Here is a 17,762-nt window from a genome sequence, read left to right as displayed (position 1 = left end):
GCGCTGGCGCATTCGCGCCTGCGCCGCTACAATTCCCGCTCGCCTGAACCCCGCCCGTCGGACCGGTACTGACCCGAGTCCGCGGTTTGCTGCAACCTGAGTTTTGCGATTTCGCCGAAAGCGACGCCAGGCCGGTTGCCGACCCTGTGGGATCAGTCCCCCCAGCTGCCAAGGCGATCCCCGTGACCCAACCCGCAATCCTTGCGCTCGAAGACGGAACGATCTTCGAGGGCATTTCCGCAGGCGCGCCCGGCCTTTCGGTCGGCGAGGTGGTGTTCAACACCGCCATCACCGGCTACCAGGAAATCCTCACGGACCCGTCCTACGCGCGCCAGATCGTCACGCTGACCTACCCGCACGTCGGCAACACCGGCATGACCGAACAGGATGACGAAGCCCGCCAGGTGTGGGCTTCCGGCCTGATCGTTCGCAACGTGCCGCGCCGCCCGAGCAACTGGCGCAGCCAGGTCTCGATGCCCGAGTGGCTGGCCAGGCGCGGCATCGTCGCGATCGCCGACATCGACACCCGCAAGCTGACGCGCCTGCTGCGCGATACCGGTGCACAGAACGGTGCGCTGATGGCGGGCGAGATCAACATCGACGCCGCGCTCGAAGCCGCGCGCAAGTTCCCCGGCCTCAAGGGCATGGACCTGGCGAAGGTCGTGACCACGCCGACCGCGTATGAATGGAACGACGGGCAGCTCGACCTCGACAACAACGTGTTCGTGCACGCCGATCCGAAGTTCCATGTCGTCGCCTACGATTTCGGCGTGAAGCACAACATCCTGCGCATGCTCGCCGAGCGCGGCTGCCGCGTGAGCGTCGTTCCTGCGCAAACGCCGGCCGAGCAGGTGCTGGCGATGAATCCCGACGGCGTGTTCCTCTCCAACGGTCCCGGCGACCCGGAGCCATGCGACTACGCCATCGACGCGATCAAGGAATTCATCGGCCGCAAGATCCCGACCTTCGGCATCTGCCTCGGCCACCAGCTGCTCGGCCTGGCCAGCGGCGCGAAGACGATGAAGATGAAGTTCGGCCACCACGGCGCGAACCATCCGGTGCAGGACCTGTCCGGCGGCCGGGTGATGATCACCTCGCAGAACCACGGTTTCGCGGTCGACGAATCGACGCTGCCTGCGAACGTGCGTGTGACCCATCGCTCGCTGTTCGACAACAGCAACCAGGGCATCGAACTCACCGATGCGCCGGCTTTCAGCTTCCAGGGACATCCGGAAGCGAGCCCGGGCCCGCACGACGTGGGTCCGCTGTTCGACCGCTTCGTCGCCTCGATGCAACAGGCGAAGTGAAGGACGTCGTCGCCACGCCCCCCCGCAAGCGCCTGTGGCGCCGGTTGTTCGTTGTCGCGGTGTTGCTTGGCGCCTATCCGGCCTTCGTGCTGGGTGCGACGTATGCGCAGTGGTTCAAGGCCGATCTGCCGGGCGGCCGCAACGGCCCGGCCGATGCCTATCGCCACTCGCTCGCCAGCGCGATCGTCTCCTACACCTTGTCGCCGACCTGCGTCGACTGGGTGACGGCGGTGATGGAGCGGGGCGGTGAAGGAAATCCGGCGCGTGCCATGGACGCGCACAACAACCGGCTCGGCGCGCGCATCGGCGCGAACGCCCCAAGCTGGGACGCGATGCAGCAGGCGGTGCTTGCTGCGGTGAAGAACGGTGCGATCGACGCCCGATCGCCCGACCAGATTACCTGGCGTGCGCCCAGCGCATGGCAGGACCGACTTTACTGAGGAAGCCATGCCCAAGCGCACCGACATCAAGACCGTAATGATCATCGGCGCCGGCCCGATCGTGATCGGCCAGGCCTGTGAGTTCGACTACTCCGGCGCCCAGGCATGCAAGGCCCTGCGCGACGAGGGCTATCGCGTGGTGCTGGTGAACAGCAATCCCGCGACGATCATGACCGACCCGGACATGGCCGACGCCGTGTACATCGAGCCGATCAACTGGCAGACGGTCGAGAAGATCATCGCCAAGGAGAAGCCCGACGCACTGCTGCCGACCATGGGCGGGCAGACCGCGCTGAACTGCGCGCTCGATCTCGCCGACAACGGCGTGCTGGAGAAGTACGGCGTCGAACTGATCGGCGCCTCGCGCGAAGCGATCCGCATGGCCGAAGACCGCGAGCTGTTCCGCGTCGCCATGAAGGAGATCGGCCTGGAGTGTCCGAAGGCGGAAGTCGCCAAGACCTTCGAACAGGCCGTCGAGATCCAGGCCAAGGTCGGCTACCCGACCATCATCCGCCCGAGCTTCACGCTTGGCGGCACCGGCGGTGGCATCGCCTACAACAAGGAGGAGTTCGAGGAGATCGCCAAGCGCGGCCTCGAGCTCTCGCCCGTGCACGAGATCCTGGTCGAGGAATCGGTGCTGGGCTGGAAGGAGTTCGAAATGGAAGTGGTCCGCGACAAGGCGGACAACTGCATCATCGTCTGCTCGATCGAGAACTTCGACGCGATGGGCGTGCACACCGGCGACTCGATCACCGTCGCCCCGGCGCAGACCCTGACCGACAAGGAGTACCAGCGCCTGCGCGACGCCTCGATCGCCGTGCTGCGCAAGATCGGCGTGGATACCGGCGGGTCGAACGTGCAGTTCGGCATCAACGCGAAGAACGGCCGCGTGGTCGTGATCGAGATGAACCCGCGCGTGTCGCGCTCCTCGGCGCTGGCGTCCAAGGCCACCGGGTTCCCGATCGCCAAGATCGCCGCGAAGCTGGCCGTGGGCTACACGCTGGACGAACTGCGCAACGAGATCACCGGCGGCAAGACTCCCGCCTCGTTCGAACCGACCATCGACTACGTCGTCACCAAGATCCCGCGCTTCGCCTTCGAGAAGTTCCCGCAGGCCGACGCGCGCCTCACCACGCAGATGAAATCGGTGGGCGAGGTGATGGCCATGGGCCGCACCTTCCAGGAGTCACTGCAGAAGGCCTTGCGCGGTCTCGAAACCGGCAAGGTCGGCCTCGACCCCACCGGCCTCGACCTGGAAAGCGAAGACGGACTGACCACGCTCAAGCGCGAACTGAAGGAGCCCGGCCCGGAACGCATGTTCCATATCGGCGACGCGTTCCGTGCGGGCATGAGCGTGGAGGACGTGCACGCGCTGTCGTTCGTCGACCCGTGGTTCCTCGACCAGATCGAGGAAATCATCGCCTGCGAGAAGGAAGTCGCGACCGGAGGCCTGGCTTCGCTGGACGCGAAGCGCATGCGCGCGCTCAAGCGCATGGGCTTCTCCGATGCCCGCCTGGCGCAGCTGTGCGGCACTGACGAGGCCGCCGTGCGCACGCTGCGCCGCGCGCTCAAGGTGCGCCCGGTCTACAAGCGCGTCGACTCGTGCGCGGCCGAATTCGCCACCAGCACCGCCTACCTGTACTCGACCTACGAGGACGAGTGCGAAGCGCAGCCGACCGATCGCAGGAAGATCGTCGTCCTCGGCGGTGGCCCCAACCGCATCGGCCAGGGCATCGAGTTCGACTACTGTTGCGTGCACGCCGCGCTGGCGCTGCGCGAGGATGGCTATGAAACCATCATGGTCAACTGCAACCCGGAGACCGTGTCGACCGACTACGACACCTCCGACCGCCTGTACTTCGAGCCGCTCACGCTGGAAGACGTGCTGGAGATCTGCGACCTCGAGAAGCCCGAGGGCGTGATCGTCCAGTACGGTGGGCAGACGCCGCTGAAGCTGGCCCGCGCGCTCGAGGCCAACGGCGTGCCGATCGTCGGCACCTCTCCGGATTCGATCGACCTGGCGGAGGACCGCGAGCGCTTCCAGAAGCTGGTGCAGGACCTGGGCCTGGCGCAGCCGCTCAACCGCACCGCGCGCAACCCCGAAGAGGCGCTGCTGCTGGCTTCGCAGATCGGCTATCCGCTGGTCGTGCGCCCCAGCTACGTGCTTGGCGGACGCGCGATGGAGATCGTGCATACCGACGCCGACCTGACGCGTTACATCCGCGATGCGGTAAAGGTTTCCAACGATTCGCCGGTGCTGCTCGACCGCTTCCTCGACAACGCCGTGGAATGCGACGTCGACGTCATCGCCGACAAGGACGGCAACGTGCTGATCGGCGGCGTGATGGAGCACATCGAGGAGGCCGGTGTGCATTCCGGCGACTCCTCTTGCTCGCTACCGCCGTATTCGCTGAGCAAGGAAGTGCAGGACAAGCTGCGCCAGCAGGTGGTCGCACTGGCCAAGGCGCTGAACGTCGTCGGCCTGATGAACACACAGTTCGCCGTCACCTTCGACGAGGAGGGCAAGGACACGGTCTACCTAATCGAGGTGAACCCGCGCGCGTCGCGTACCGTGCCGTTCGTGTCCAAGGCCACCGGCATGCCGCTGGCGAAGATCGCGGCGCGTTGCATGGTTGGCCAGACGCTGGCGGAGCAGGGCGCGACGAAGGAAATCATTCCCGAGTACTACTCGGTGAAGGAAGCGATCTTCCCCTTCGCCAAGTTCCAGGGCGTCGACCCGATCCTCGGCCCGGAAATGCGCTCGACCGGCGAAGTCATGGGCGTCGGTCGCAACTTCGGCGCGGCGATGGCGCGCGCGCAGGAAGCGGGCGGCATCAAGGCGCTGCCGGCGTCGGGCAAGGTGTTCGTCTCGGTGCGCGACCCCGACAAGCAGCGCGTGCTGCCGGTGGCGCAGGACCTCGTCAAGCGCGGGTATTCGCTGGTCGCCACGTCCGGTACCCACCAGTTCCTGGTCGCCAACGGCCTGGAATGCGAGCGCATCAACAAGGTGCTGGAAGGCCGCCCGCACATCGTCGACCTGATCAAGAACGGCGAGATCGTGTACATCATCAACACGACCGAAGGCCGCCAGGCGATCAACGACTCGTTTTCCATCCGCCGCGAAGCACTGCAGCAGCGCGTGACCTATTCCACGACCGTGTCGGGTGCGCGCGCGCTGGTGAACTCGCTGGAGTTCCGTGGCCAGGGGCCGGTGTGGTCCCTGCAGGAACTTCACGCGGAAGTGAACGCCTCCGCCTGATGTTGTCGGCGTCATCCCGGTCCGCGCCGGGATGACGATTCCCGCGATCTGAGACAGAATCCGCTTCAGAAGCGCCGCGACAGGCGGCCGGCACCGGAACAGTACACATGCGAGCTCCCATCACCATGAAAGGTGCGCAACGCCTGCGCGCCGAGCTGGACGAACTCAAGTCGGTCAAGCGGCCGGCGGTGATCCAGGCGATCGCCGAAGCGCGCGCGCACGGCGACCTCAAGGAAAACGCCGAATACGCCGCCGCGCGCGAGCAGCAGGGTTTCATCGAGGGCCGCATCAAGCAGCTCGAAAGCGAACTGTCGCACGCCCAGATCATCGACGTGTCCTCGCTCAACGCGGGTTCGCGCGTGGTATTCGGCGCGACCGTCGAACTCGCCGATGCCGAGACCGATGAGGAAAAGACCTATCAGATCGTCGGTGACCTGGAAGCGGACATCAAGCAGGGGCTGATCGCGATCTCGTCGCCCGTCGCGCGTGCGCTGATCGGCAAGCACGAAGGCGACACCATCACGATCGAAGCGCCCGGCGGTACACGCGAGTACGAAATCATCGGCGTCAGCTACCAGGGCTGATCGGATCGTGCCCTCGGCGACGTTCCTGCTGCCCACGCGCGAACGTTTCGGTGCCCAGCGTTTGGACGCCGAACTGGCGAAAGCGCTGGGCCGCGCGGATCGCAACAGTGCCGACGGCGACCAGCGCGCACGGATTTTCGACATCCTCCCGCGAGGCTGGCCGGCGGCCGCAGTGACGCGGCAGCGCGATGCCGGCGATGCGTCGATCGGCGCGTGGCTTCGCGCCGATCCGGCGTACGTGCGCCCCGACATCAATGGCGCGTGTCTGCTGGCTTGCGGTGATGCACTGGCCCTGACCCGCGAGGAAGCCGCGGACCTGTTGCGTCCGTTGCGTCCGCTGTTCGGCGACGCCGGCATGCCCATCGACGCGCCGACGCCGTCGCGCTGGTACCTGCGCCTGCCGCGCGAAGCACGCCTGCCCAAGTTCAATGGTCCCGACGAGGCGCTGGGATCCGATCTGTTCGAACATCTGCCCGACGGCCCCGAAGGCCGGCGCTGGCGCGCATTGCTCAGCGAGGCGCAGGTGGTCCTGCACAACCATCCGGCCAATGCGCAGCGCATCGCCGCGGGCAAGCCGCCGGTGAACTCGCTGTGGTTCTGGGGCGCCGGCACCTTGCCCGATCATGTCGTGTCGGCGCACACGGCGATTTTCAGCGACGACGACACCGTGCAGGCATTCGCTGCGTCGGCCGGAGCATCCAGCCTGCCGGTGCCGGCGCGCTGGGGAACGGCCGGCGGTGAGCGCCTGTTCGACCTGCGCCACATCCGCGACCTGGCGCTGGTGCAGTCGCACTGGCTCCTGCCAGCGCTGCGCGACCTGCGTGCCGGTGCCGTCAATACGATGACGCTCGATTTTGCCGACGGCGCCGGCTTCGCGCTGCGGTCGGGTCAGCGCTGGCGCTTCTGGCGCGGTCCGCTGCGCTCGCTGGCCGCATGAAGTCCGCACCGCGACTGGTCCGGCGGGCGACGCCCGAACTCAGCGGCTGGCCCGAGGCATTCCCGCCGTTGCTGGCGCGCCTGTATGCCGCGCGCGGTGCGGTCGGGATCGAACAGGCCCAGCCGCGGCTCGCGAACCTGCTGCCGCCCGACCTGCTCGCCGGGATCGACGACGCCGTCGCGCTGCTGGCCGATGCGATGGCGCACGACCGGCACATCCTCGTCGTCGGCGATTTCGATTGCGATGGCGCCACCGCCTGTGCGGTCGGCGTGCGTGGATTGCGCATGCTCGGCGCCACGCGCGTGTCGCATGCCGTGCCCAACCGGATCGTGCATGGCTACGGCCTGTCGCCATCGCTGGTCGAGGAACTGGCGCGTCTCGAGCCGGAACTGCTGGTGACCGTCGACCACGGCATCGCCTGCCATGCGGGCATCGCAGCGGCGAAGCAGCACGGCTGGAAGGTGCTCGTGACCGATCACCATCTGCCGGGCAACACCCTGCCGGCCGCGGACGCGATCGTCGACCCCAACCAGCCGGGCGATCGTTTTCCGAGCAAGGCGCTGGCCGGGGTCGGCGTGATGTTCTACGTGCTGCTCGCGCTGCGTAAGCACCTGCGCGAGGCCGGACGGTTCCCCGCGGGCGTGCCGGATCTGTCGCAGCTGCTGGACCTCGTCGCGGTCGGAACCGTCGCCGATCTCGTTCCGCTGGATGCCAACAACCGTGCCCTCGTCGGTGCCGGGTTGCGGCGGTTGCGCGCGGGGCAGGGATGCGCGGGTCTGCGCGCGTTGATCGAGGTGTCGCAGCGCGATGCCGCGCGCCTGACCGCGGCGGACATCGGCTATGCGATCGGCCCGCGCATCAACGCGGCCGGGCGCCTGGAGGACATGGCGCTGGGCATCGAATGCCTGGTCACCGACGATGCCACCCAGGCGCGCGAGATCGCCGCGCTCCTCAACGAGATCAACGGCGAGCGTCGTGCCGTGCAGCAGCAGATGACCGACGAGGCGGAACGGGCCCTGGCCGCCGTGTCGTTGCACGAAGCGGGTTCGAGCCGCGCGGCGTTCTGCTTCTTCGATGCCGAATGGCATCCCGGGGTCGTGGGACTGGTCGCGTCGAAGATGAAGGAGCGCCTGCACCGCCCGGTCATCGCGTTCGCGCCGGCCGAACCGGGCAGCGACCGGCTGCGCGGCTCCGCGCGCTCGATCGCGGGATTCCACATGCGTGATGCGCTGGCCGAAGTCGCGGCGTCGCATCCGGGACTGATCGAACGGTTCGGTGGACATGCGATGGCGGCCGGCCTGTCGTTGCCGATGGCCGCGCTGCCCGCATTCGAGCAGGCATTCGGCGATTGCGCCGCGCGCTGGCTCACGCCGGAACTGCTGCAGGCGGAAATCGTGAGCGACGGGGAGCTGCGCGCCGGCGAACTCGACCGCCGCAACGCGGAGCTGCTGCGCGATGCGGGCCCGTGGGGGCAGGGGTTCCCGGAGCCGCTGTTCGATGGCGAGTTCGACATCGTGACCACCCGCGTGGTGGGAGAGCGCCATCTCAAGCTGGAACTCGCCCACGCCGGCGTGCGCCTGAACGCCATCCATTTCGGCGGTTGGGAGGGCACGGCTCCCGTCGGCCGCGTCCGCATCGCCTACCGGCTGGAGCCCGACGATTACCGGGGTGGCGACGCGGTCCAGCTGGTCGTGGTCCACCGCGAGCCTGCCTGATCCTTCAGTGGATCTTCGTCAGCACCGACCCGCGGTGCGCGGCGACGTGCTCGGTGCGATCGCTGCGGATCTCGTATTGCGGGTCGTCGTGCGTCGCGTGCCGGGCGTGGCCCTTGTAGTCGAAATCCCGGGTGTGGACGCGGATGATGCGTCCGCTGACGCGGCCGGCCTCCGAGTTCCAGCTGACGTGGTCGCCGACGCTGAAGCGCTTCATGGCTCGATCCCGGGCGGTGCGGGCAGTCCGCCCCGGGGCAGTCTAGGCGGCGACGGGCAGGCGGTCGTGAAGCCCTGTGCATCGCGTGTCGGGCCGGCGCGCTGCTAGAATTCACGGCCTTTGGTTGCAAGCATCCGCACATGATCGAGCTCAATCCCGTCCGCCAGCGCATCGCCGACCTCCGTGGCCGGCTGGATGCGCTGAGGGGGTATCTTTGACTACGACCGCAAGGTCGAACGTCTCGAAGAAGTGAACCGGGAGCTGGAAAGCCCCGACATCTGGAACAACGCCGAATACGCACAGACCCTGGGCCGCGAACGTTCGCAGCTGGAGAAGGTCGTGAACGGCATCCGCGATCTCACCGGCGGCCTGGCCGGAGCGGACGAACTGCTCGAACTGGCGGAAATGGAAGACGACGAGGGCACCGCGCAGGCGGTGGTCGACGACGTCGAGCGCTATGCCAGGGACGTGGAAAAGCTGGAATTCCAACGCATGTTCTCCGGCAAGATGGATTCGGCCAACGCGTTCGTGGATATCCAGGCCGGCGCCGGCGGCACCGAGGCGCAGGACTGGGCGGAGATGCTGCTGCGCATGTACCTGCGCTGGTGCGAATCGCGCGGCTGGAAGACCGAGCTGATGGAAGCCAGCGGCGGCGACGTCGCGGGCATCAAGTCCGCGACGCTGCGCGTCGAGGGCGATTTCGCCTACGGCTGGCTCAAGACCGAAACCGGCGTGCACCGCCTGGTGCGCAAGTCGCCGTTCGATTCCGACAATCGCCGCCACACCAGCTTCACCTCGGTCTTCGTGTCGCCGGAAGTCGACGACAACATCGACATCGAGATCAATCCCGCGGACCTGAAGACGGACGTGTACCGTTCGTCCGGCGCCGGTGGCCAGCACGTCAACAAGACCGAGTCGGCGGTGCGCATCACGCACGTGCCGACCGGCATAGTGGTCGCCTGCCAGACCGGCCGCAGCCAGCACCAGAACCGCGACAACGCGATGAAGATGCTCGCGGCCAAGCTGTACGAGCTCGAGATCCAGAAGCGCAATGCCGAACGCGATGCGGTCGAGGCGACCAAGTCCGACATCGGCTGGGGCAGTCAGATCCGCAACTACGTGCTCGACCAGAGCCGCATCAAGGACCTGCGTACCGGCATCGAGCGCAGCGACACGCAGAAGGTGCTGGATGGCGACCTCGACGAATTCGTCGAAGCGAGCCTGAAGGCGGGCCTGGAAGCGGGCTCGAAACGCAGCGACGCCGCCTGATTCAGGCTCTGAACGCAGCGATGCAGTTGATGGCGCGGTCCATTTGGGCCCGTCATTCCCGCGAAAGAAGGAATCCAGCGACTCTGGTTTTCGGCGGTTGCTGGAGCAAGGCAGAAGACACCGGATTCCTGCTGTCGCAGGAACGACGAGCAACAACAAAGCGAACGAACCCATGACCGACACGCCCGCCACTTCGACGCCCATCGACGAGAACCACCTGATCGCCGAGCGTCGCGCGAAACTCAAGGCGCTGCGCGAGGAGGGCGTGGCCTTCCCCAACGACTTCCGCCGCACCGACTACGCGGGCGACCTGCAGCAGCAGTACGCCGACGCCGGGACGTGGACCGCGGAAGCGCTGGAATCCGGCGCTCCGCGCGTCGTCGTCGCCGGCCGCATCCTGCTCAAGCGCGTGATGGGCAAGGCCAGCTTCGTGCAGATTCAGGACGAGTCCGGGCGCATCCAGCTGTTCCTGCAGGCCAACAACCTGGGCGACACCTACGAGGCGTTCAAGGGCTGGGATGCCGGCGACATCGTCGGCGCCGAGGGCGTGCTCACGCGCACGAAGACCGGCGAACTGTCGGTGAAGGCCGACCGCCTGCGCCTGCTGACCAAGTCGCTGCGCCCGCTGCCGGACAAGTTCCATGGCCTGGCCGATGTCGAACAGCGCTATCGGCAGCGCTATGTCGACCTGATCGTCTCGCCCGAATCGCGTGATGTCTTCGTCAAGCGCTCGCGCATCATCCGCGCCATCCGCGCGTGGCTCGATGCGCGCCGCTTCCTCGAAGTCGAGACGCCGATGATGCATTACATCCCCGGCGGTGCTGCGGCCAAGCCGTTCGTCACGCATCACAACGCGCTGGACCTGCAGCTGTACCTGCGCGTGGCGCCTGAGCTCTACCTCAAGCGTCTCACCGTCGGCGGCCTGGAGCGCGTCTACGAGATCAACCGCAACTTCCGCAACGAAGGCGTGTCGACGCGCCACAACCCGGAATTCACCATGCTCGAACTGTACGAGGCCTACGCCACGTACAACGAGATCATGGATCTCACCGAAAACCTGATCCGCGACGTGGCGCGCGAGGTGCTCGGCACCACGGTGATGGAATGGGACGGCGCGGCCATCGACGTCGGCCCGGCGTTCCGCCGCTGGCGCCTCGACGAGGCGGTGCGCGAGAAGAACCCGGAGATCAGCGTCGCCGACTGCCGCGACCGTGCGGCACTGGCGCGCCATTGCGAACGCCTGCGCATCCCGGTGAAGGACGGCTACGGCTGGGGCAAGCTGCTGCTGGAGATCTTCGAGAAGACCGTCGAGGGCAAGCTGGAGCAGCCCACGTTCATCACCCATTACCCGGTCGAGGTCTCGCCGCTGGCGCGCGAGAGCGACACCGAGAAGGGCATCACCGACCGCTTCGAGCTGTTCATCAACGGCAAGGAGATCGCCAACGGCTTCTCCGAACTGAACGATCCGGAAGACCAGGCCGCGCGTTTCCAGGCCCAGGTCGAGGCGAAGGAGGGCGGCGACGACGAGGCCATGCACTTCGACGCCGACTACATCCGTGCCCTGGAAGTGGGTCTGCCCCCAACGGGTGGGCTCGGCATCGGCATCGATCGTCTGGTGATGCTCATGACCGGCTCGGCGTCGATCCGCGACGTGCTGCTGTTCCCCTACATGCGTCCCGAGGCCTGAGCCGCGGGACCCGCGCACGTATTCCGGCAGGAATCCGGCCACCGCTGAAACGTTGCGCACGGTGCATTGGGCCGCGTTATGCTGCCCGGCAACTGCCAGGAACGGCGCCGGCCACAAGGGGGAAAATGCGTGGATGTCGTAATTGTCGATGACCAGACGTCGGCGCGCACGATGCTGCGCCACATCATCGAGGACATTGCTTCCGAGCTTCGGGTGCACGACTTCGGCGAACCGGCCGCGGCGCTGGACTGGTGCGAGTCGAACCAGCCGGACCTGCTGCTGCTCGACTACCGGATGCCGGGCATCGACGGGCTGGAATTCGCGCGCCGCTTTCGCCGCGCGCCCCTGCATCGCGACATCCCGATCATCCTCGTCACCGTCGTCGGCGATGAACCCATCCGCCAGGCCGCGCTCGATGCGGGCGTGATCGACTTCCTGGTGAAACCGGTGCGCCCGCGCGAACTGCGGGCCCGCTGCCGCAACCTGCTGCAGTTGCGCCAGCAGTCGGAGAACGTGAAGCAGCGGGCGATGTCGCTGGAGCAGCGCCTGCTCGCGAGCATGCACGAGGTGGAGGAGCGCGAACGCGAGACGCTGCACCGTCTCGCGCGCGCCATCGAATACCGCGATGCGGGCACCAGCGCCTGGCTCGAGCGCATGTCGCACGTCGCCGGCGTCATCGCCGAGCACATGGGCCTGTCGGAGGATGAGGCCCGCCTGGTCGAAATGGCCGCCCCGTTGCACGACGTGGGCAAGATCGCGATTCCCGATTCGGTACTGCTCAAGCCGGGCCCGCTGACCGAGGACGAAATCGCGGTAATGCGCCAGCACCCCCGGATCGGCCACGAATTGCTGAGCGGCAGCCAGAACCGGTTCATCCAGATGGGTGCCGTGATCGCCCTCCGTCACCACGAGCGGTACGATGGCAGCGGCTACCCGGATGGGCTGGTGGGAGACGAGATCCCCCTGGAGGCGCGGATCGTGGCGGTTGCCGATGTATTCGATGCGCTGGTGTCGCCCCGTCCCTACAAGCACGCCTGGGAAATGGACGCGGCGCTGGGCTACCTGTTCTCGCAACGCGGGCGCCTCTTCGACCCCCGCTGCGTCGATGCGCTGATGCGCAGCCGCGAACGGCTGGAAGACATCTGCCAGCGCTACTCACGGATACCCCGACGCCCCGGCACGGAGTGAGCCGATGTCGAACCTCCTGCAATCGCTGAAGGCACGCCTGTCCGGCCGCCCGGACAGCGAACACACGCAGGACATCATCCGCATCGTCATCACGGCGCTGTTCATCACCTACCTGGGATGGCGCTACCACCTGCTCGACAACAACGACACGCTGCTGCAAACCTGGCTCATCCTGGTCGGGGAACTCGTGGTGGCGGTGGGCCTGCTCGTGGCGATCGTGATGCGCCCGGCCACGTCCGCCCTGCGGCGCTGGATCGGCATGCTGACCGATTACACCGCCATGGGCTGGATCATGTGCATCCAGGGCGAGCCGACCTCGCCGCTGTACGCCGTGTACCTGTGGGTGACGATCGGCAACGGCATGCGCTACGGCCATCATTACCTGCGCGCCGCGACTGCGCTGGCGACGGTGTCGTTTTTCGCGGTCATCCAGATTTCGCCCTACTGGAGAGCCAATCCCTACCTGTCGTGGGGCCTGCTCCTGGGGCTGGCCGCCGTGCCGCTTTACTTCGATTCGCTGCTGCGCGCGCTGACCAGCGCGGTGGACGAGGCGAAGCGCGCGAACGAGGCCAAGAGCCGCTTCCTGGCCAACATGAGCCACGAATTCCGCACGCCGCTCAACGGCCTGGCGGGCATGTCCGAAGTGCTCGCGGCGACGCGCCTGGACACCGAGCAGCGCGAAGCCGTCAACACCATCCAGGCCTCGACCCGCAGCCTGCTGGCGCTGGTCGAGGACGTGCTCGACATCTCCGCGATCGAGGCCGGCAAGCTCAAGCTCGACCTCACCGAGTTCTCGTTGCGCGACGTGATCGAGAACATCGGCCTGATCCTGCTGCCGCAGGCGCGCGCCAAGCAGCTCGTCTACACCGCGGACGTGGCGGAAGCCGTCCCGGACGCCGTGATCGGCGACGCGGGCCATCTGCGCCAGGTGCTGATCAACCTGATCGGCAACGCGGTGAAGTTCACCGACCAGGGTTCGGTGCGGCTGCAGGTTGAGCCGATCACGCGCACGGCCGAGCAGGTGCGGTTGCGCTTCACCGTCAGCGACACCGGCATCGGCATCCCCGAATCGATGAAGCAGCGGCTGTTCGAAGCCTTCGAGCAGGCTGACGCGGGCCTGGCCCGCCGCTATGGCGGCACCGGTCTAGGCACCACGATCGCCAAGGGCCTCACCGAAGCCATGGGCGGCAGCATCGGCTTCGAAAGCGTCGAGCAGCGCGGTACCCGGTTCTGGGTCGAATTGCCCTTCATGGTGCGCGCGGTCGTCGCTCCGGCGGCCACTCCCTCCGCCGGCGAGGTGGCCGAGCCGGTCACTCAGCCGAAGAACATCATTTCCTTCGGCGACCCCTTCCTCCGGCACCGCGCGCGCGTGCGCAGCCTGGCGATCCTGATCGCCGACGACCATGCCGCCAACCGGACGGTGCTGCAGCGCCTGCTCGAAAAGGCCGGTCACCGGGTCACCAGCGTCGACGGCGGCGAGGCCGTGCTGGAAGCCGTGGCCGCGTGCGACTACGACGCGGTGATCTGCGATCTCCATATGCCGGACGTGAGCGGCCTGGACCTGCTGCGGCAGTTGCGGGTGATGCAGGCGGGCAGCCCGAACCGCACCCCGGTCCTGATCCTCAGCGCCGACGTCACGCCGGAGTCCATCCAGGCCTGCCAGCAGGCCGGGGCCCGCGCGTTCCTGTCCAAGCCGGTGGCCACTTCGCGGCTGCTGGACGCATTGGCGGAAATCGCCGCCAACGGCCGCATCGCCACGCCGCTGATCGCGGTGCGCGAGGAGGCGGTGAACGCCGACGGCATCTTCGACGCCTCGGTGCTCGACGAGCTTGCGTCGCTGGGCATGGGCGAGGGCTTCGAGCGCGAGTTCATCGCGCAATGCCTGCGGGACGCGGATGGGTGCCTGGCCGGTCTCACCAGTGCGGGCGAGGCGAAGGACTGGGAGCGCCAGCGCGAACAGGCGCATGCCCTGAAAGGCGTGGCCAGCAACCTCGGCCTGATCAAGCTGGCCGCGGCGGGTGGCGAAATGATGCGGTTGCCGGACTGGCAGCTCGGCAACGAGTGGCGCAAGCGGCGCGACGACATCGAGGGCCTGCTGCAACAGGGACGCGCAGCACTCGAAGCCCGCCAGCGCGAACGCAAGCAGCGGGACAGTGGACAGGCGGACTGAACCGTCTTTCCCCTACGAGACCTGCCGTTGGCAGGCCCAAGCCCGGCGTCTGCGGCCGGGCCCGATTCCCCTTCGACCCTACGTCAGGCCGATCAGGCCATGGCGACAGTGCTGCGACGTGTCTGCGCGCGCACCAGTCGGTCCATGGTCCTGAGCGACTTCTCGCCGAGCTTCAGCGCGGTGTCCACCCAGATCTCGGTGATCTTCATCATTTCCTCGAGCGTGACCGCCTGTGCGAACGAGCGGACCTTGTGCATGGCGGCGCGCGCATGCGGAATGCGGCGGTTGGCGCGGATGACCTCCTCCACGGCGGCAACGCCTTCGCCGCGCGGCACGAGCACGTCGACCAGTCCCATCCTGAACATCTCCTCGCTGGCGTAGACGTTGCCTTCGAGCATCAGTTTTTCCGCCTGGTGCGGCGGGATCCGCTTGCACAGGAACGAATAGGCGCCCATGCCCGGGAACAGGTCGAACAGCACCTCCGGCAGGCCCATCAGCGCGCCTTCCTCGGCAACGATGGTGTGGCAACTCAGCGCCGCCTCGAAGCCGCCGCCGAGCGCGTCGCCCTGGACCAGGGCAATGCTGTGCGCGCCGGCGCCCAGGCCGTCATGGAACGCATGCACGCCGCGAACGCACTGGCGGGCGTAATCGAGCAGACCCTGGCGGTCGCCGGCGCGGATCAGGCGGCAGAACAGTTCCAGGTCGCCGCCGAGATTGAAGGCATCGCCGTCGGAAGCCAGCACCACGTGCGGCACGGTGTCGGTGTCGCCGCGAGCGCGGAGTCGTCCGCCCAGGCTGCGCTGGTAATCCAGGATGTCGTCGACCAGCTTGCTGGAAAAACACGCGCGCTGTCCCGGGACAGCGTCGGCATGCATGTGGCACCAGTAGACGTCGCGTCCGGTTTCTTCGATCACGCGCAGGGTGTGACCAGTGTCGGGACGAGGGAAGGGGTGAACGGCTGACATAGCGAATCCTCCGAAGGGGTGCCGCCCGGCCGGTCGCGCGATTTTTGGACGGCAATGGGGTGAGGTGAATTGCGTCCGACGGGCGATTCTATGCCCCTAAAACGAAGCGCCCGCAAGGCCTTGGCCGTGCGGGCGCCGGAGCGGGGAGTTTCAGGTTGTTTCAGGCCTTTACAGGTGCGTCGCGCAGCTCTCGGCGGAGGATCTTGCCGACATTGGTCTTTGGCAGTTCGCTGCGGAATTCGACGTACCTGGGCTGCTTGTAGCCCGTCAGGTTCTCGCGCGCGTGCGCCTTCACCTGCTCGGCGGTCAGCGCCGGGTCCTTCTTCACGATCACCACCTTCACCGCTTCGCCGGACTTCTCGTCCGGCACGCCGACCGCGGCGACTTCGAGCACGCCCGGCATCATCGCGATCACGTCCTCGACTTCGTTCGGATACACGTTGAAGCCGGACACGAGGATCATGTCCTTCTTGCGATCGACGATGTAGAAGTAGCCCTTCGCATCCATCTTCGCCATATCGCCGGTGTGCAGCCAGCCGTCGCCGTCGATGACCTTCGCGGTTTCCTCGGCGCGGTTCCAGTAGCCGCGCATCACCTGCGGGCCCTTGATGCACAGCTCGCCGACTTCGCCGACGGACAGCTGGCGGCCTTCCTCGTCCTTCACGCAGGCATCGGTCGAGGGAATCGGCAGACCGATCGCGCCGTTGTAGTCCTTGAGGTCCATCGGGTTGATGCAGGCCGCGGGCGAGGTCTCGGTGAGGCCGTAGGCCTCCACCAGGGTGACGCCCGTGACCTGCTTCCAGCGATCGGCGACGGCGCGCTGCACCGCCATGCCGCCGCCCAGGGTGAGATGCAGCCGGGAGAAATCGACCTGGTCGAAGCCGGGCGTGTTGAGCAGCCCGTTGAACAGCGTGTTGACGCCGGTGATGGCGGTGAACGGAATCTTCTTCAGCTCCTTCACGAACCCGTGCATGTCGCGCGGGTTGGTGATCATGTAGTTCAGGCCGCCAAACTTCATGAAGACCAGGCAGTTCGCCGTCAACGCGAAGATGTGGTACAGCGGCAGCGCGGTGACGATGACTTCCTCGCCGTACTTCACGTTGGTACCGACCCACGCCGCCGCCTGCTGCATGTTGGCGACGAGGTTGCGGTGGGTGAGCATCGCGCCCTTCGACACGCCGGTGGTGCCGCCGGTGTACTGCAGGAAGGCGATGTCTTCGGCATCGATCTGCACTGCCGGCAGCGTCTTGAGCTGGCCGAGCACCAGCGCGTCGCGGAAGCGGATCGCGCCGGCAATGTCGTAGTCCGGCACCATCTTCTTCACGTGCCGCAGCACGAAGTTGACGATCGCGCCCTTGGGGAAGCCGAGCATGTCGCCCAGGCCCGTGGTGATCACCTGGCGGACCGGTGTGTCGGCGACGACTTCCTGCACGGTGTGGCCGAAGTTGTCGAGCACCACGAGCACGGTCGCGCCCGCATCCACCAGCTGGTGGCGCAGTTCGCGCGCCGTGTACATCGGATTGACGTTGACCACCGTCAGCCCCGCACGCAGCGTGCCGAAGATGGCGATCGGATACTGCAGGCAGTTGGGCATCATGATCGCGACGCGATCGCCCTTCTTGAGTCCGAGTTCGCCGAGCAGGTAGGCGGCGAACTGCTTGCTCAGCCGGTCGACTTCGCCGTAGGTGAGGACCTTGCCGAGGTTCGCGAACGCCGGGCGATCGCGGTAGGTGTCGATGGCCTTCTCGAGCACGGAGACGACCGACGGAAATTCGTTGACGTCGATTTCCGCCGGCACGCCCGCCGGATACTCGGCCAGCCACGGACGTTCATTGCTCATCGCGATCCCCCAATTGACTCGACATGTGCGACCTGCAGGCCGGCGCGGGCGGAAATGCGGCGCCGTACGGTCGTTCCGGTCGATTGGAGCATAGGGTCCATAGGCAGGCAAGGCGGCCGACACGCAGATGCACGCGGGCCCCGGCGGGCTTACGCTCGTGCGCGCAAACGCGATGGAGGACGGCATG

13 protein-coding genes are annotated in these 17,762 nt (G+C 67.0%); 10 read left to right on the top strand and 3 right to left on the bottom strand.

Annotation, left to right across the window (positions count from 1 at the left end; all coding sequences use genetic code 11):
- Positions 1–182: 182 nt before the first annotated feature.
- The 6 genes from carA to recJ all read left to right on the top strand — a co-directional run bounded on the left by carA (position 183) and on the right by recJ (position 8,242).
- On the top strand, positions 183–1,307 hold the full coding sequence (carA, locus tag ACFPN1_RS03570; RefSeq protein WP_386753054.1) for a glutamine-hydrolyzing carbamoyl-phosphate synthase small subunit: 1,125 nt from the start codon (positions 183–185) through the stop codon (positions 1,305–1,307).
- 32 nt (positions 1,308–1,339) lie between these two features.
- Positions 1,340–1,747, top strand: a complete 408-nt coding sequence (locus ACFPN1_RS03565; RefSeq protein WP_386754022.1) for a DUF6973 domain-containing protein — start codon at positions 1,340–1,342, stop codon at positions 1,745–1,747.
- A 7-nt stretch (positions 1,748–1,754) separates the two neighbouring features.
- Positions 1,755–5,006 carry a carbamoyl-phosphate synthase large subunit gene (gene carB / locus ACFPN1_RS03560; protein ID WP_386753052.1) on the top strand — a complete coding sequence of 1,084 codons (3,252 nt, stop codon included), beginning with the start codon at positions 1,755–1,757 and terminating at the stop codon, positions 5,004–5,006.
- A gap of 107 nt (positions 5,007–5,113) precedes the next feature.
- Positions 5,114–5,590 (top strand): transcription elongation factor GreA, encoded by a 477-nt coding sequence (gene greA, locus ACFPN1_RS03555; RefSeq protein WP_386753049.1) that lies wholly within the window; start codon positions 5,114–5,116, stop codon positions 5,588–5,590.
- A gap of 7 nt (positions 5,591–5,597) precedes the next feature.
- Positions 5,598–6,527, top strand: a complete 930-nt coding sequence (locus ACFPN1_RS03550; RefSeq protein WP_386753047.1) for a phosphoglycerate mutase — start codon at positions 5,598–5,600, stop codon at positions 6,525–6,527.
- Positions 6,524–8,242 (top strand): single-stranded-DNA-specific exonuclease RecJ, encoded by a 1,719-nt coding sequence (gene recJ, locus ACFPN1_RS03545; protein ID WP_386753045.1) that lies wholly within the window; start codon positions 6,524–6,526, stop codon positions 8,240–8,242. Before ACFPN1_RS03550 ends, recJ begins: the two co-directional genes overlap by 4 nt.
- A gap of 4 nt (positions 8,243–8,246) precedes the next feature.
- Here recJ and ACFPN1_RS03540 read toward each other — a convergent pair whose 3' ends face one another.
- The gene (locus ACFPN1_RS03540) at positions 8,247–8,456 is read right to left on the bottom strand and encodes a hypervirulence associated TUDOR domain-containing protein (protein WP_386753043.1); all 210 of its coding nucleotides are present in this window, start codon (positions 8,454–8,456) and stop codon (positions 8,247–8,249) included.
- 140 nt (positions 8,457–8,596) lie between these two features.
- Between ACFPN1_RS03540 and prfB the strand changes: the two genes are divergently transcribed.
- The 4 genes from prfB (at position 8,597) to ACFPN1_RS03520 (ending at position 14,770) form a co-directional block, all read left to right on the top strand.
- Positions 8,597–9,725 (top strand): peptide chain release factor 2 gene (gene prfB / locus ACFPN1_RS03535; RefSeq protein ID WP_386753041.1). Its coding sequence is split into 2 segments (ribosomal slippage): positions 8,597–8,671 and positions 8,673–9,725, totalling 1,128 coding nucleotides; the frame shifts between segments, so codons are not numbered across the junction.
- A gap of 172 nt (positions 9,726–9,897) precedes the next feature.
- A complete protein-coding gene (gene lysS, locus ACFPN1_RS03530; RefSeq protein WP_386753039.1) occupies positions 9,898–11,412 on the top strand; it encodes a lysine--tRNA ligase in 1,515 nt (504 codons plus the stop codon).
- Between the two features lie 78 nt (positions 11,413–11,490).
- The gene (gene rpfG / locus ACFPN1_RS03525) at positions 11,491–12,600 is read left to right on the top strand and encodes a cyclic di-GMP phosphodiesterase response regulator RpfG (protein ID WP_386754020.1); all 1,110 of its coding nucleotides are present in this window, start codon (positions 11,491–11,493) and stop codon (positions 12,598–12,600) included.
- Between the two features lie 4 nt (positions 12,601–12,604).
- Positions 12,605–14,770 carry an ATP-binding protein gene (locus ACFPN1_RS03520; RefSeq protein WP_386753037.1) on the top strand — a complete coding sequence of 722 codons (2,166 nt, stop codon included), beginning with the start codon at positions 12,605–12,607 and terminating at the stop codon, positions 14,768–14,770.
- A gap of 92 nt (positions 14,771–14,862) precedes the next feature.
- Here ACFPN1_RS03520 and ACFPN1_RS03515 read toward each other — a convergent pair whose 3' ends face one another.
- Positions 14,863–15,735, bottom strand: coding sequence for a crotonase/enoyl-CoA hydratase family protein (locus ACFPN1_RS03515; RefSeq protein WP_386753035.1), 873 nt, complete (start codon positions 15,733–15,735; stop codon positions 14,863–14,865).
- 160 nt (positions 15,736–15,895) lie between these two features.
- Positions 15,896–17,575: a long-chain fatty acid--CoA ligase gene (locus ACFPN1_RS03510; RefSeq protein WP_386753033.1), complete on the bottom strand. Its 1,680-nt coding sequence runs from the start codon at positions 17,573–17,575 to the stop codon at positions 15,896–15,898.
- Between the last annotated feature and the right edge of the window lie 187 nt (positions 17,576–17,762).

The organism is Lysobacter yangpyeongensis, assembly GCF_042655745.1.
Classification (GTDB): domain Bacteria; phylum Pseudomonadota; class Gammaproteobacteria; order Xanthomonadales; family Xanthomonadaceae; genus Agrilutibacter; species Agrilutibacter yangpyeongensis.
This window is presented reverse-complemented; position numbering and strand designations above follow the sequence as displayed.

Bases quoted from the DNA above. Each gene is read 5' to 3' on its own strand.
- carB (WP_386753052.1), top strand. From the start codon at position 1,755: ATGCCCAAGCGCACCGACATCAAGACCGTAATGATCATCGGCGCCGGC.
- greA (WP_386753049.1), top strand. From the start codon at position 5,114: ATGCGAGCTCCCATCACCATGAAAGGTGCGCAACGCCTGCGCGCCGAG.
- recJ (WP_386753045.1), top strand. From the start codon at position 6,524: ATGAAGTCCGCACCGCGACTGGTCCGGCGGGCGACGCCCGAACTCAGC.
- ACFPN1_RS03540 (WP_386753043.1), bottom strand. From the start codon at position 8,456: ATGAAGCGCTTCAGCGTCGGCGACCACGTCAGCTGGAACTCGGAGGCC.
- lysS (WP_386753039.1), top strand. From the start codon at position 9,898: ATGACCGACACGCCCGCCACTTCGACGCCCATCGACGAGAACCACCTG.
- rpfG (WP_386754020.1), top strand. From the start codon at position 11,491: ATGCTGCCCGGCAACTGCCAGGAACGGCGCCGGCCACAAGGGGGAAAA.
- ACFPN1_RS03520 (WP_386753037.1), top strand. From the start codon at position 12,605: ATGTCGAACCTCCTGCAATCGCTGAAGGCACGCCTGTCCGGCCGCCCG.
- ACFPN1_RS03515 (WP_386753035.1), bottom strand. From the start codon at position 15,735: ATGTCAGCCGTTCACCCCTTCCCTCGTCCCGACACTGGTCACACCCTG.
- ACFPN1_RS03510 (WP_386753033.1), bottom strand. From the start codon at position 17,575: ATGAGCAATGAACGTCCGTGGCTGGCCGAGTATCCGGCGGGCGTGCCG.